Raw genomic sequence first — 13,305 nt, forward strand, 5'->3', positions numbered from 1 at the left:
TTATTTTTTATTAGGCCATTTCATAGGAGTTGTCCATGCCTGCACGGAGCCCCTTTTGAGTAGTATAGAGAAAACGAAGAAAAGGATGATACTGTATATCACGTTCACAAAAGCGAACATATACGTGTAAGAGTGTGTCTCGATCTCGTTGCCGGTTACCTGCGTTATCGGGATGATGAAAGCGATGATGGCGTTCAGGATCAGGAACATGACCCAGTGCTGGGTTTTATACAGGCCAGTGCTCATGGCGCGGTTCAGTACATAGTAGTAAAGTATAACGATGCCCAGCGTAATCAGAAACAGCATCAGCCCGGTGTTTGGGAAAACCACTTCACGGTAATCGTTGGTGAAGTTTGCAGGAATCGGCCGGCCTAAAAACAGCTCGTAGAGTCCGGAGAAAAACTTTTGTATCATGGGTGTTAGTCTGCTTTTTTAAATTGTATGGTTGCATTAAAAACGAAGTCGCTCTGGTCGCGGTAAAGTGCCTGAACGCCGTCTATTATCTTGGTTAACTGGTATGTCTTTTTGGGAGCCACAGCCGGGTTGTTGTCGTTGTCTGTTGACCAGGCTGTAATCCAGTTTGGCGTTACTTGTGGCAGTTGCACAGCTATAGTTCCGGAACTGGCAGTTAGTTCTGGTACCCGCAGGCGCACAAAATGGCTATACTTGGCCAGGTCTGGTGTTGACTTTATACTTTCGTCGGCAGCGGTAACCGAAACTATAGTTGGCCTGCTGCCCGTGCTACTTATTTTCAGGTTCTTTTTCAGGTAGTCTGTACTTTGCATCGACAGCGGCAGTTGGCTCAAATCCAGGCCAATGGTAAACTCCACAGGTTCTTTTTTCTCTGGCTGAAGATTTACAGAAGTACACGGATCGGCATTTCGGCTGCTGCAGTAAACGACACCGGTCGGTTTAAATTGCTTTTCCTTGAGCAAGGCCGAAAATGGTATAGACTTGTACTCAAAGCCAAAGTATGCCTGTTGTGCCGGAAGGTTACGCAGCACTTTGTTGGTTACAACCTGCACATCCTCCTGCTTTCCGATTACCCAGATATAATACGGTATTTCCTCGCCGTTCAAAGTTCTTCTCAGTTCCGGTTTTTTTACGGCCGGGTGATATGTACCGTAGAATGGTGATGCATTAGCAAGTATAGCAATGGCCAGCCCCTGGTACTCGGCTTCGCGAAGGCTGCTACGGATGTCTGAGTCGAGTGATATAAACTGCCCCTGGTCGCGCGGGTCCGGGCCGTGTATAAAATCGGAAATGATAACGCTTACTGCCCCCTGCTCTATAGATTTTTGTAATGCAGTTTTCAGTAAAGCCGGCAGCGGGGTGCCACGTACATCATCTTTTATCCCGCTAACGATGTAACTTTTGATGGTATTGTACGACACGCTATCCAGCACTGGACGGCTTTGGGCATCCTCTTTCGCCAGGTAAAATCCTTTCTCAGCAACGTAGCGTCCATCCTGTACTTCTGAGAGCAGTTTGTTGAGGTTGTTCTGGAAGGTAGTGGCTTCTTTTCCGGCAGCAGGGGTTGGCATAAAGCCTTTCATCCCGTTCGAGATCTCAAGGTATACGTTCACATTTACTTTGGCAGGAGCCTTGGTTTCTGCCGGAACTATAGTTTCCGGGGCCTTTGCTGAAGCTTCAGTTTTTTCGGTTTGTGCAGGGGTTGTGGTGTCAGGGTTTGTTTCTTCGGTGCCAGACTGCTTTTTAAAGCAACCGGACAGGGTTAGTATGATGCAAAGCAACACTACATAGAAGGTACTCAAAAACGTTGTTTTAAGCATGCATTTTATATTTATAGGCCGTTGGGCAATACTATGAAAACGTAAATAAGGTTGTTTAGTACATTTTTGAATGCTGCCGATATTGAAAAGCACAGCCGTACCGTTTTTAAAGTATAGCTTACTAACGATATAGCGCTATTGTTAGATACATGAACGGGTGTAAATTATTAATAAGATGGCCCCTAAAGGTTTAATGGCAGACCTATAGTTTTAGTTTGGAGCATCTAATTACCTACGTTCACCTCTTAACTACTTCCGCCAATGCCATATCCGTAATGCAGCATAAAAGCGAAATAAGATTTATAATAATTTTTATAATTTACTAAACTATAGAACCTTTAACCTGAATTACTTGTCTTTTATTTAACATAACAGTCTGATAAAGTTTAGTTTAAGTTTCGGAAGCAGAAGCTACTTTTTAAAATTACAGTAGAGGGAAAGAAAGATGGAAATAGCAGCTTACAAATACCTGAATGTAGCCTTGAATAAGAAAGACGCGTTGGTTTTATATTACCAGCTTACTACGTACATCCGTGAGAATGACCCTGCCTGCTTTAGCCGGTTAATGGAGCAGAACGACGGAAAATTAGAGGATAACACCTTAATGCAGCTAGTTTTAGATTGTATGCAGAAACAGCATCCGCAGGTTTTAAAGCAAGCCATAGAGCCTTATACCGAAGCCGCATAGTTTTAACACCTGGCTATAGTTAAGCCTATCTGGATTGCAACCTTAAAATTTCCCCTGCGCTGTACTTTCCCTTTTATACTTTTCCATTAAAAACAAAAAAGTGATGTTACTTCCTGTTACCTTTGCAGGGGCATTGTAGCCGCTGTTTCTCAGGAAAATATCTGTTTGTTACCCTCTACCTTACAACCCCTCACCTGCTTTATCCCTTTCAGCGAAGCAACCGAAAGTTATAGTTTACCCGAACGGTTCACCTATCCATTTAACTATACGCCACACCCGCTTAGCCTGCTGGCTGCTACCGGGCTCCAGAAATACCTTGCACAACTAACCGACCTGGACCATAATTTTGGGCTTAATGAAAACCAGGATGGAAAAGTGATCGGGAAAATGTTTGGAGTGCTGGTAGTAAAGAACCAACAAAACGAACTGGGTTACCTGGCAGCTTTTTCGGGGAAACTGGCAGGCAGCAACCACCATGCTAATTTTGTACCACCCGTTTTTGATGGCCTGGCAGAAGGCGGTTTTTTGAGTGAAGGTATGCAGGAGCTAAGCCGCATAAATAAAGAGATAAGCCAGCTTAAAGCCAATAATATTACTGAGGATACCACCAAAATTGAACAACTTCAGGAACTGCGCAGAACAAACTCCATCGCCCTGCAAGGCAAACTGTTCGACCAATATCGTTTTGTAAACAAGGCCGGAAAAGAAAAACCATTACGTCAGCTTTTTCTGCAGGCCAACTATAGCAACCCACCCGCCGGAGCCGGTGAGTGTGCTGCTCCCAAACTGCTGCAGTATGCTTTTATGCACAGGCTACAACCAATTGCCATGGCAGAGTTCTGGTGGGGATTATCACCTAAGTCTGCTACCTGGAAACATGGCCACTACTACCCTGCCTGCCTCGAAAAATGCGCCCCTATACTTGCCCACATGCTGGAAGGTATAGTCATGGATGAAAGGCCACTATAGTTTATGTCACGTCAGTCCGGACTATAGTTGCAACTATAGCAATACAGTTTGTTTTAGCATCTCTCAGAATTTAAGATTTAATTTGTACTATAGTAGCTCTAACGCCTGCCGGTAAGCTACTAAGGCACTTTGTTCATCCTTTTACTAAAACAATGGAGTTTATTCAATACCTGATTGATTTTGTGTTGCATATAGACCAACACCTGGTAGAGTTGGTTCATGAATATCGAAACTGGATTTACCTGATCCTGTTCCTGATCATATTTTGTGAAACCGGCCTGGTGGTAACTCCTTTTCTGCCAGGCGACTCGCTGCTGTTTGCGCTTGGTGCTATGGCTGCGGTGCCGGAGTATGGCCTTCACTTGTGGCTGCTGATGGGTTTGCTTTGCATTGCCGCTATTCTGGGCGACTCTTTTAACTACTATACAGGCACCAAGATCGGGAACCGGATTTACCTGCGCGACTTCTGGTTTATGCGCCGCAAACACATAGACGAGACCCAGAAGTTTTATGAAAAGTATGGCGGCCGTACCATTATTTATGCACGTTTTATGCCTATAGTGCGAACGTTTGCGCCCTTTGTAGCTGGTATCGGTAAAATGAACTACCGTCGATTCCTGTCTTATAACGTTATCGGGGCTGTCATCTGGATCGGCTTTTTTATGACAGTAGGCTATATTTTCGGGAACATCCCGGCCGTAAAAAGAAACTTTACGCTGCTTATACTTGGTATTATCGCCTTATCGCTTACACCGCCCATTATCGGTATCATAAAAAACTGGCTTAAGAACCGGAAAAAAGTAGCCTGATAAACTATAGTTTCAGGTAACTATAGTTATGCACTTTATACATATAAAAGCCGCTCCTGCCTATTGCTGGGAGCGGCTTCTTAATTACTATCTGACTTGGTTTGCTGAACGTACAATTAGTGTGCAGCGCTGTTCTTTTTACTTTTCCGGATCTGGTTAAAGACAGGTATAAGCGCCAGCACAATACTGATAGGCAGTATCCAGCCCAGGTAATCTTTTATAACCGGGAACTGGTTGCCCAAAAAGTAACCAGCCAGCACATACGTGCTCATATACAACACTCCGGCTATCACCGTCAGCGACATAAACGTAGGCAATTGCATGTTGGTAGTGCCTGAAAACACAGGGCCGAACGGGCGGATGATTGGCAGGTATTTACCAAATATAAGGGCTGCTTTACGGTGCTTTTCGAAATAATCGGCGGCCATGTGCAGGTACTTCTTTTTAAAATACCAGGTATCCTCTTTCTCAAAAAGCTTGCTCCCGAATTTCCTGCCTATAAAATAACCCGACGTGTCGCCGGCTATACCTGCCACAATCAGCACAATCAGCAACACAGGCACAGCTACAGAGAGCGTACCTGTACTTACAAGTAGGCCGGCTGTAAATACCAGCGTTTCACCGCCAGGCACTACCAACCCAACAAGCAAGCCGGTCTCAGCAAATACCAGTAAGGTAATAATAAGAAAACCACCCCATTCAATTATGCTCGTAGTATCCATTCATCTCATTTATGTAAAACTCTAAGCATTAACCTCAACTCTATTTCTTTTGTTACGCGCTTGCATTTTTTCTACCCTACAGTTATAGTTTAAACCGGATAAGTACAGCAGTAATTGGTAAACGGTGATCTATTTATGGTTTTTTGATGAGTTGTTACCAGGCCTGTTACGTATGTAGATGAATAGTACACCGTTAGATTTAAACCTCGCACAAGACGCCGCCAGGTACCGGAGTACCCTGAATTACTCTGGTTGCTGCTATACTTATAATTTCTAGAAATGACCTAATGTAAGGTAACTATGAAGAACATACTACACTTTTGGCTTAGCCTGGTGCTTTGTATTTTTATGTTCGGCCAGCCCGCACAGGCACAACAACAAGACTCCCTAAAAAAATACCAGACTCCCCGCCCCGATTCGCTCAGAGTACCTTTTTACAAATCAAAACTTTTCAGAGCTACTATTATTCCTGCTATACTTATTGGCTACGGCGTTAGCACGGTTCGGGACAACGGCATTTACTCCAGTTACGATGCCCGGGAAGACATACTGGAAAGGTATCCCAATTTCGATACCTGGCTTGATAACCCCTTATTGATTGCGCCTTACGTAGAATTAGCTATTGTAAACCTGGCTCAGGTACGGTCTAACAACGACCTGATAAACACGGCACTTGTTACCCTGAAAGCCGAAGCAGTAATGGCAGTTATGGTGTTCGGGCTGAAAGAAATTACCAATCTGGAACGGCCCAACGGGGAGGACAACAAGGCCATGCCATCGGGGCATACAGCACAGGCTTTCCTGGCGGCTTCTATCGTTCATACCGAGCTCAGGCACCATAGCCAATGGTATGGAGTTGGAGCCTATGGTATTGCCGCCAGCGTGGCTGCCATCCGGATGCTGAAAAACAAACACTGGCAATCGGATGTATTTGTAGGCGCAGGCGTGGGTATCCTGTCTTCGCATTTGTCTTATCTGTCGCACCGTAACCGTTGGGGTCGCAAACCATTTACCCTTATTCCAACTTATAATTCCTACGCACCGGGCATGGCGCTTTTCATTAACCTCGATGAGCTCAGCAAACCCAAAAAACTGCCTGTAACCCAACCCCCTACACAAAACCCCAGCAACCTGTTTTATAAAGATAAAACCTATAGTATAGCGGGCTATTAAAAGAGCAACCTTACTGCTGATAGATAAAACATTGTATAAATGCAGCGCCAGTTAAGCATGAAAATCAGCGGGTTAGTATAATTAATTTTTAAAAGCGACAGGATATTTTTTAATTAACAGTTATTCATCGCTCCCATTACCTATACTACCTCAAACTATGCTGAAAAATAAAGACCTCCTCACAATTCTGATTCGCCTTTCCCTGGGCTATATTTTCTTTTCGGCGGGTGTATGCAAACTTACGCACGGCGAGTTCGGGCAAGTGATTGGCCCACCATGGCTGGAAGAATCATTGGCAAAGTATGGGCTGGGGCTTTTTGCGCAGGTAGTGGCGGTAAGCCAGGTAATTTGCGGCACATTGCTGCTGTCGCAACGCTTTAGTTTACTGGGCGCTGTTATGCTGGTACCCATGAACGTGGCCATCCTTGCCGTTACGGTGTCTATGCAATGGGTGGGTACCCCGTTTGTAAATACGTTTTTCCTGGGGCTTAACCTTGTACTGCTTGGCCTGGAGCACCGCAAATTCAGTTTCCTGTTTCAGCCCAACCACCAGCACCTTATTCAACCTGTTACCACTGATGCTATCGGCCAAGATAACTATAGCTGGCTGGGTATAGGGTTTAGCATTTTTACTATACTGATGACATTTGTAAGTATAACACTCACCAATATAGCTGCGCTGCTGGTTTTTGCGAGTTTTGCCACCACCATTTTACGATCCGGGTTACTAACTAAACTAGATATAGCGCTGATACTGCTGCCATTTATGGGTATGGTTGCCATTACCTATGCCGACTTAAACACACTGATAACTAAGTTTATAGTTGGGTTTGCAGTTGCTGAGGCACTACTTTTAAGTTACCGCTTATACTTGGGCAAAACAAAAAACACTGCCCAAGATCTTACTGCCACTATAGCCAGCAGCTAACAAATGCAGCGAGCCCGTTACTAGCCAGAATGTACTTAACACCAGCCCTTTGCGTAATACAGTTGCATAACACCCGCAACAAACTTACCTTGAGCATAAAAAGCCAGCTATAGCATCTAGCTGATTTTACGGCAGTAAAGTATACACCCATTAATGCCCCAACTATGGCTCAATCTGGCGAAAAGCTGGCAGTAACCAAATCATCCGGCGAGAAAGCAGCATTTTCTATTCGTAAACTAAGCTCTTCACTACGCAGGGCCGGAGCCGACGCGCGTATGGTACAGGACGTGTTGGCAGCGCTGGAACCAAGCCTTTATGAGGGCATCTCAACTAAAAAGATCTACAGAAAGGCTTTCTCTATTCTAAAAAAGCTTTCCAGGCCAATTGCCGCACGCTATAGTTTAAAACAGGGTATTATGCAGCTGGGCCCAAGCGGTTTCCCGTTCGAGAAATTTGTAGCCGAAATACTGAAAACACAAGGCTATGCCACACAAATCGGGGTATTTGTAGATGGCCATTGCGTGCGGCATGAGATCGATGTAATGGCTATAAAAGACGGGAACACCCACATGATCGAGTGTAAGTTTCATAACCTGGCCGGTACCAAGAGCGATGTAAAAATACCGATGTACATCCACTCCCGGTTTAAAGATGTGGAGCAGGTGCAGGTAGCTGAGAATGAATTTACCACTCGTTTTCATAAAAGCTGGGTGGTAACCAATACGCGTTTTACAGACGATGCCATCCGGTATGGTACCTGCATGGGCATGCACCTGATGGGCTGGGATTTTCCGGCTAAGAGCAGCTTAAAAGACTTTGTAAATTCGTATGACCTTTACCCGCTTACCTGCCTTACAACCCTGACCCACGCCGAAAAACAGCAGTTACTTAATAATGAATTTGTGCTTTGCAGGGAGTTGCTGGACAACAGGCAACTATTGGTGAAGGCAGGTTTAAAACAGCACCGCATCGATAGTATTATGCAGGAAGCCCGTAACCTTTGCAGCTATAGTTACCGCCGGACATCACAAGATTTGTGATGCACTGATGCCGGTTTGCACGCACAATTCCGCTACTTTTGTCTGAACTATAGTTCTGCAGCCAGAGCTGGCTAACAGCAGAAAAAAAGATATGACAACCAAATACAGCAAACAATTAATACCTATAGCCGGCTGGGAACGTGAAGAGACTTTCCGGTTTTTCAGTACCTTTTCGCAGCCATTTTTTAATGTACACACCGAAGCCGATATCACTCCGCTTTACCACTATTGCAAAAAACACCGGTTATCTGTTTCGCTGGCGTACATGCATGCCACAGTGCAGGCTGCCCGTAACGTAGAAAACTTCCTGCTGCGTCTCGAAAACGGGCAAGTTGTAAAATACGATGGCCTCGACCTGTCCACAACTATACTGAAAGACGATCACAATATTGCCTTTACCCATTTTCCGTATCACGAAAAGCTGGAGGACTTTTGCAGGGAGGCTGCTGCCATTACAGCTGAGGTTAAAAAAAGTAAAAAACTGTTTAATGGCTACCAAGGTGTAGACCTGCTGCACATGACCACCCTGCCCTGGTTTAAGTTAAAAGGTATGGAACACGCCTTCAGCCTGACACCGGAAGACCCGGGCGTACCTAAAATTGGTTACGGTCAATTAGAGTTAACAGCAGACAAAGTTATTCTACCGATAAGCATCGGGTTGCACCACGCCCTGGCCGACGGTTACCATATGCACCTGTTTATGCAGGCACTCGAAACAGTTATTCAAAAGTACGGGTCTTGATCTGTTTTAAGCTATAACCAACAGGAGGCCGCAACTATAGCAATGCTGGTTCTTTAGGTTTAACGGCGTTCTGGTAAAAGACAAACAGCACAGCTAAAGCAACTATAATAAGGCCAGCCCAGGCAGTAGCAATAATATTCATACTTGCCGGCAAGTTTAAGGCCTGGTGCTTTAAAATGATGCCGTAAAAAGCCCATGTGGTTACCAGACCTACAAACGGATTATGGCGGTTTAGCACTACAAAAAGTGTGAGCAGCGTAGCTACAGCTAGCATAGCTATAGTCCATACTTCAGGAGAAATTCCGAAGCCGGTCCAGCCTAAGCCAACCAGCGCAGCACTAATATTGGCTATAGTAGCAATGCATATCCAACCAAAGTAAATACTGAGCGGGAATTGTGTAAACCAACGCGAAGCAGCTGACCGGCTAGTATCATAAATACCTAACCTCAGGTGTATGAGAAGTAGCGTAACAAGCTGCACCAGCATCAGCAACACCGAGACAAGTAGCCATTCATATACCCAGGCAATAGTCCAGGCACCGGTTGCAAGGTTGTTCAGCATAAACAAATAGCCTATGCGTTGCAGGTCTTTATTAGCTTCGTCGGAAGGTGGTGCTTTAAAGGCCCGCACTACATGGTATAGGCAGAAACCGGTTAAAGCTAGGTAAATTACTCCCCATATAGCAAACGTTATACCTGCCGGCGTAAACAAGGTAGGATATTTATCTGAAACCTCTCCTATTGTCTGGTTATTGAGCAGTTTAAGCTGCGTTAACTGCGAAGGCACCAGGTGTATCAGGAAAAAGAGTGCATTCAGGATAGCTAATGTTTTAATGCTTTTCATGGTTTTACAGTGTGTAAGGCAGTTTGAATGTTAACAAGTTTGCATGTTAACAACAGAAGCAACATGTTGTTTTTTTAGCGCAGCTTCCTTATACGGGTTGTTTCAGGATATTTATTCAAAACGACGCCATTGTACTTGCAATGTCTCCCAGTTCTTGTCAGCCAGCTCAACACAATCTTATAAGTGTTAACTAACCCCTTGGTTAAAAATGCAATCAGTTACCAGATTTAATAAAAAATTAAATCAATCATAAAGTAACTATTCAAAATTATACGTCGTAATTAAAACCTGTTATTTTGTTGGTATATTTTTTAAATATTCTAATTGTAAATATAGAATACTATATATTCTGATTTACAGCTTTTGCCCTAAACCTGATGCTTATGAAACCCTTCTACGCTACGTTGTTATGTGTATTGTTTCTCCTCTTAAGCACTGCCTCCTGTACCAGCACAAAAAATGCGATCTACTTTGATAACATCAAGAATACAGACTTCCCTGACCAGGTAGAGAACCTGGAACCGATTATCCAGAAAAACGACCTGCTAAGTATAAGAGTAAACAGCCTGAGTCCTGAAGCCAGCGAACTATTTAATGATGCCTCTGCTAACGCAACGCGCGGTTCCAATACGACTAATGCAGTATCGCAGGCGGCTGGCTATCTGGTAGACCAGGACGGATACATACAGTTTCCGTTATTGGGTAAGATAAAGGCCGCCGGATTAACCAAAAAAGCCCTCGCCGAAAAACTAAGGAATGAACTTACCAACAGCAAGCTTTTAGTTAGCCCAAGCATCGATATCCGCTATTTAAACTATAAAGTGTCGGTCTTAGGCGAGGTGCTTCGCCCATCGGTACTAACTATACCAAACGAAAAGATCACGTTACTGGAAGCGCTTGGCCTGGCCGGCGATTTAACGATATACGCCAACCGCGAAAATATATTACTCATCCGGGAGGAAGAAGGCAAGAAACAACTGCGAAGAATTAACTTAACAACGGATGAAATATTTAAATCTCCCTACTATTACTTGAAATCAAATGACATAATTTACGTAGAACCTAATAAAACAAAGATTCAGAACGCAGGACTAGCAAGACAGTGGTTGCCAGTAGTTTTCAGTGGGGTTTCAGTTATAGTTATCGCCATTGACCGCCTAACCCGATAATTTATTTACAGCAAATGGATCAATATTATGTCTAGATCTGAGGATAACTTTTTTAACGCGATCACCTACAGGTATTTTCCTTATTGGCCGCTTTTCTTGGGTCTGATCATCTTATCCCTGGCTGGTGCATGGGCTTACCTTAACTTTTATAAAATACCAACCTACGAAGTAACTGCTTCTCTGTTAATTAAAGACGAACGCAAGGGCGTAAATGATGCCAAAATGACGGAGTCGATTGATGCCTTTACAACCAACAAGATTGTAGAAAACGAAATTAATGTAATTCATTCGCATGCACTGGTTCGGGAAGTTGTAGATAAATTAGGGCTGTATGCACCCATTTATGAAGAAGACAGATTTAAGGCAATTCCGGCTTACAGTACAACCCCGATAAGAATAAAACTAAAGAACCCCAATAAAGCCGAAGAGGTAGGAAAAGTTTATTTTACCTATAACAAAGCAACCCGCAGGGTAACTATAAATGGGAAACAGTATGTCTTAGACAAGTGGGTAAAAACGCCCTATGGCAAAATGAGGTTTACAGCAAACAAACAACAGGTTGAAAGCCCCAGCAATCCCCTCTTCTTTTCCATCGTTTCACCTAAAAAAATAACCAGCTCGCTTCTTGGCAGAATTAACATACAGGCCTCCAGCAGGCTATCTACGGTAGTAGACCTTACCCTAAGCGACCAGGTACCGGAACGCGGCGAAGACATACTTAACACGCTGATAAAATCATACACGCAGTTAGCTGTTTCGGAGAAGAACGTACTGGCGGCCAATACACTTCAGTTTGTAGAGAACCGCATAAAACTGGTAGAAAAAGAGCTGCTTGATTTAGAGAATGAAGTGGTAAAGTATAAAGCCAATAACGGGGCCGTTGACCTGAGCTCGCAGAGTAAGCTGTTTTTAAATAATGTAGGCGAAACCGACCGTAAAATTTCGGAGATAAATACCCAACTGGCGGTGCTGGATATGGTAGAGCGTTATATTATTTCTAAAAACAACCGGGCTGGTATTGTGCCATCCACGCTGGGTATCAGCGACCCTGTACTTACCCAGATGTTGCAGAAACTATACGACTCAGAAATACGCTATCAGCAGCTTAGCAAAACTATAGGCGAAAACAACCCTATCCTTATTTCACTGTCTAAAGAAATTGAAAGCATACGTCCTGGCATCCTGGAAAATATCCAGAACCAACGGGCAAACCTGATGGCCAGTCGTTCCAATCTGTCTTCAACCAGTAACTCCTATAGCACTGCTTTACAACATATACCACAAAAAGAACGCGAGCTGTTAGAGATCAGCAGGCAGCAGGCCATTAAAAATGAAGCCTATAGTTTCCTGTTGCAGAAACGGGAGGAAACTGTTTTATCCAATGCACCTAGTGCCGGCGAAGTGCGCATCGTAGATATGGCAGAATCGTCTCCGGTGCCATCCAGTCCTATTCCGCTGTATGTTTACCTTATTGCGGTTACTGTTTCTACTGGGCTGGGCTTTTTGTTTGTAATAGGCAAAGAGCTGATGAACAGCAAATTACTCTTCAGATCTGAGATTGAGCAATGCACCAACGCACCTATAGTTGCCGAACTATCAGCTGGCAAACCACAGCAGGGCAGGTTATTTCAGGCGCCTACCGATATCAGTGTTGTTGAGCAGTTCAGGCAACTGAAAGCAACTATGGGCCTGTACGGGCGCACTTCCCTCAAAAAGAAGATCATGGTTACCTCGAGTATACCCGGCGAAGGTAAAAGCTTTGTGAGTGCGAACCTGGCCTATAGCCTGGCCTCGGCAGGCAAAAAAGTAGCATTACTCGATTTTGACCTGCGTAACCCCAGTACGTCCGTTCAGTTCGATTTACGAGAGCAGACAGGTATTATAGATTTCCTGAACGATGAAATCTGCCCCGAACAGATCGTAAAATCCACGCCATTTAAGAACCTGTACCTGGTGCCTGCAGGTTTAAACAGCGGCGACCACACCGACCTGATGGTTACTGAAAAGCTGGATACCTTCTTTACTTACCTTGAAAAAGAGTTTGATTACATCATTATAGATACGCCACCTGTAGAGCTTGTATCAGATGTATACCTGCTTTCAGAATATATTGATATAACGCTCCTGGTTTTACGGCACGCGCATACGCCTAAAAATATAGTGCAGCGCTTATCACAGAGCAGCAAGTTTAAGTGCTTAAGCAATGTTGCCATTGTGTTTAACGGTGTAAAATCGAGAGGCTTTGTAAAAGGACAATTTGGCTATGGCTATGGCTATGGTTACGAAAACAAGTATGAGGATAAAACCTACAGAGCGCGTAATGTAGCCGCCAGAATGTAATATAACTACCCGTTTTCACACATCAGCATCAGGTTTACAACCGATCATCACCCTCGGCATTCCTGTATTTTAGTATTTATCATCATAA

Annotated in this window: 13 protein-coding genes; 9 read left to right on the forward strand and 4 right to left on the reverse strand. The window is 44.1% G+C overall.

The window, feature by feature from the left end; translation table 11 throughout:
* Positions 1-414 carry a hypothetical protein gene (locus GWO68_RS06625; RefSeq protein ID WP_162345626.1) on the reverse strand — a complete coding sequence of 138 codons (414 nt, stop codon included), beginning with the start codon at positions 412-414 and terminating at the stop codon, positions 1-3.
* Between the two features lie 5 nt (positions 415-419).
* Complete coding sequence (locus tag GWO68_RS06630) at positions 420-1,793, reverse strand: hypothetical protein (protein WP_162345627.1); 1,374 nt, start codon at positions 1,791-1,793, stop codon at positions 420-422.
* Positions 1,794-2,238: 445 nt separating this feature from the next.
* On the opposite strand from GWO68_RS06630, the gene GWO68_RS06635 reads away from it, so the two are divergent.
* The 3 genes from GWO68_RS06635 to GWO68_RS06645 all read left to right on the forward strand — a co-directional run bounded on the left by GWO68_RS06635 (position 2,239) and on the right by GWO68_RS06645 (position 4,259).
* On the forward strand, positions 2,239-2,481 hold the full coding sequence (locus tag GWO68_RS06635; RefSeq protein ID WP_162345628.1) for a hypothetical protein: 243 nt from the start codon (positions 2,239-2,241) through the stop codon (positions 2,479-2,481).
* Positions 2,482-2,646: 165 nt separating this feature from the next.
* A complete protein-coding gene (locus GWO68_RS06640) occupies positions 2,647-3,450 on the forward strand; it encodes a pseudouridylate synthase (RefSeq protein ID WP_202923690.1) in 804 nt (267 codons plus the stop codon).
* Between the two features lie 152 nt (positions 3,451-3,602).
* Entirely contained in the window at positions 3,603-4,259 is a 657-nt protein-coding gene (locus tag GWO68_RS06645) for a DedA family protein (protein ID WP_162345629.1), read from the forward strand.
* Between the two features lie 116 nt (positions 4,260-4,375).
* Here the strand turns inward: GWO68_RS06645 and GWO68_RS06650 are convergent, their stop codons facing one another.
* Positions 4,376-4,981, reverse strand: a complete 606-nt coding sequence (locus GWO68_RS06650; RefSeq protein ID WP_162345630.1) for a DedA family protein — start codon at positions 4,979-4,981, stop codon at positions 4,376-4,378.
* Between the two features lie 300 nt (positions 4,982-5,281).
* Between GWO68_RS06650 and GWO68_RS06655 the strand changes: the two genes are divergently transcribed.
* The 4 genes from GWO68_RS06655 to GWO68_RS06670 all read left to right on the forward strand — a co-directional run bounded on the left by GWO68_RS06655 (position 5,282) and on the right by GWO68_RS06670 (position 8,864).
* Complete coding sequence (locus tag GWO68_RS06655) at positions 5,282-6,154, forward strand: phosphatase PAP2 family protein (RefSeq protein WP_162345631.1); 873 nt, start codon at positions 5,282-5,284, stop codon at positions 6,152-6,154.
* 157 nt (positions 6,155-6,311) lie between these two features.
* Entirely contained in the window at positions 6,312-7,082 is a 771-nt protein-coding gene (locus GWO68_RS06660; RefSeq protein ID WP_162345632.1) for a DoxX family membrane protein, read from the forward strand.
* A 164-nt stretch (positions 7,083-7,246) separates the two neighbouring features.
* Positions 7,247-8,122, forward strand: a complete 876-nt coding sequence (locus tag GWO68_RS06665) for a restriction endonuclease (protein ID WP_162345633.1) — start codon at positions 7,247-7,249, stop codon at positions 8,120-8,122.
* A gap of 91 nt (positions 8,123-8,213) precedes the next feature.
* On the forward strand, positions 8,214-8,864 hold the full coding sequence (locus GWO68_RS06670; protein ID WP_162345634.1) for a CatA-like O-acetyltransferase: 651 nt from the start codon (positions 8,214-8,216) through the stop codon (positions 8,862-8,864).
* A gap of 34 nt (positions 8,865-8,898) precedes the next feature.
* Here the strand turns inward: GWO68_RS06670 and GWO68_RS06675 are convergent, their stop codons facing one another.
* Positions 8,899-9,708 carry a hypothetical protein gene (locus GWO68_RS06675; protein ID WP_162345635.1) on the reverse strand — a complete coding sequence of 270 codons (810 nt, stop codon included), beginning with the start codon at positions 9,706-9,708 and terminating at the stop codon, positions 8,899-8,901.
* A gap of 383 nt (positions 9,709-10,091) precedes the next feature.
* Between GWO68_RS06675 and GWO68_RS06680 the strand changes: the two genes are divergently transcribed.
* Positions 10,092-10,877, forward strand: coding sequence for a polysaccharide biosynthesis/export family protein (locus GWO68_RS06680; protein WP_162345636.1), 786 nt, complete (start codon positions 10,092-10,094; stop codon positions 10,875-10,877).
* A gap of 27 nt (positions 10,878-10,904) precedes the next feature.
* Positions 10,905-13,217, forward strand: a complete 2,313-nt coding sequence (locus GWO68_RS06685; RefSeq protein ID WP_162345637.1) for a GumC family protein — start codon at positions 10,905-10,907, stop codon at positions 13,215-13,217.
* Positions 13,218-13,305: the final 88 nt, after the last annotated feature.

It is taken from the genome of Pontibacter fetidus (assembly GCF_010119545.1).
Taxonomy (GTDB): domain Bacteria; phylum Bacteroidota; class Bacteroidia; order Cytophagales; family Hymenobacteraceae; genus Pontibacter; species Pontibacter fetidus.

Excerpts from the sequence above, each read along its gene's own strand:
- GWO68_RS06625 (WP_162345626.1), bottom strand. The coding sequence starts at position 414 with ATGATACAAAAGTTTTTCTCCGGACTCTACGAGCTGTTTTTAGGCCGG.
- GWO68_RS06630 (WP_162345627.1), bottom strand. The coding sequence starts at position 1,793 with ATGCTTAAAACAACGTTTTTGAGTACCTTCTATGTAGTGTTGCTTTGC.
- GWO68_RS06635 (WP_162345628.1), top strand. The coding sequence starts at position 2,239 with ATGGAAATAGCAGCTTACAAATACCTGAATGTAGCCTTGAATAAGAAA.
- GWO68_RS06645 (WP_162345629.1), top strand. The coding sequence starts at position 3,603 with ATGGAGTTTATTCAATACCTGATTGATTTTGTGTTGCATATAGACCAA.
- GWO68_RS06650 (WP_162345630.1), bottom strand. The coding sequence starts at position 4,981 with ATGGATACTACGAGCATAATTGAATGGGGTGGTTTTCTTATTATTACC.
- GWO68_RS06655 (WP_162345631.1), top strand. The coding sequence starts at position 5,282 with ATGAAGAACATACTACACTTTTGGCTTAGCCTGGTGCTTTGTATTTTT.
- GWO68_RS06660 (WP_162345632.1), top strand. The coding sequence starts at position 6,312 with ATGCTGAAAAATAAAGACCTCCTCACAATTCTGATTCGCCTTTCCCTG.
- GWO68_RS06665 (WP_162345633.1), top strand. The coding sequence starts at position 7,247 with ATGGCTCAATCTGGCGAAAAGCTGGCAGTAACCAAATCATCCGGCGAG.
- GWO68_RS06670 (WP_162345634.1), top strand. The coding sequence starts at position 8,214 with ATGACAACCAAATACAGCAAACAATTAATACCTATAGCCGGCTGGGAA.
- GWO68_RS06675 (WP_162345635.1), bottom strand. The coding sequence starts at position 9,708 with ATGAAAAGCATTAAAACATTAGCTATCCTGAATGCACTCTTTTTCCTG.
- GWO68_RS06680 (WP_162345636.1), top strand. The coding sequence starts at position 10,092 with ATGAAACCCTTCTACGCTACGTTGTTATGTGTATTGTTTCTCCTCTTA.
- GWO68_RS06685 (WP_162345637.1), top strand. The coding sequence starts at position 10,905 with ATGTCTAGATCTGAGGATAACTTTTTTAACGCGATCACCTACAGGTAT.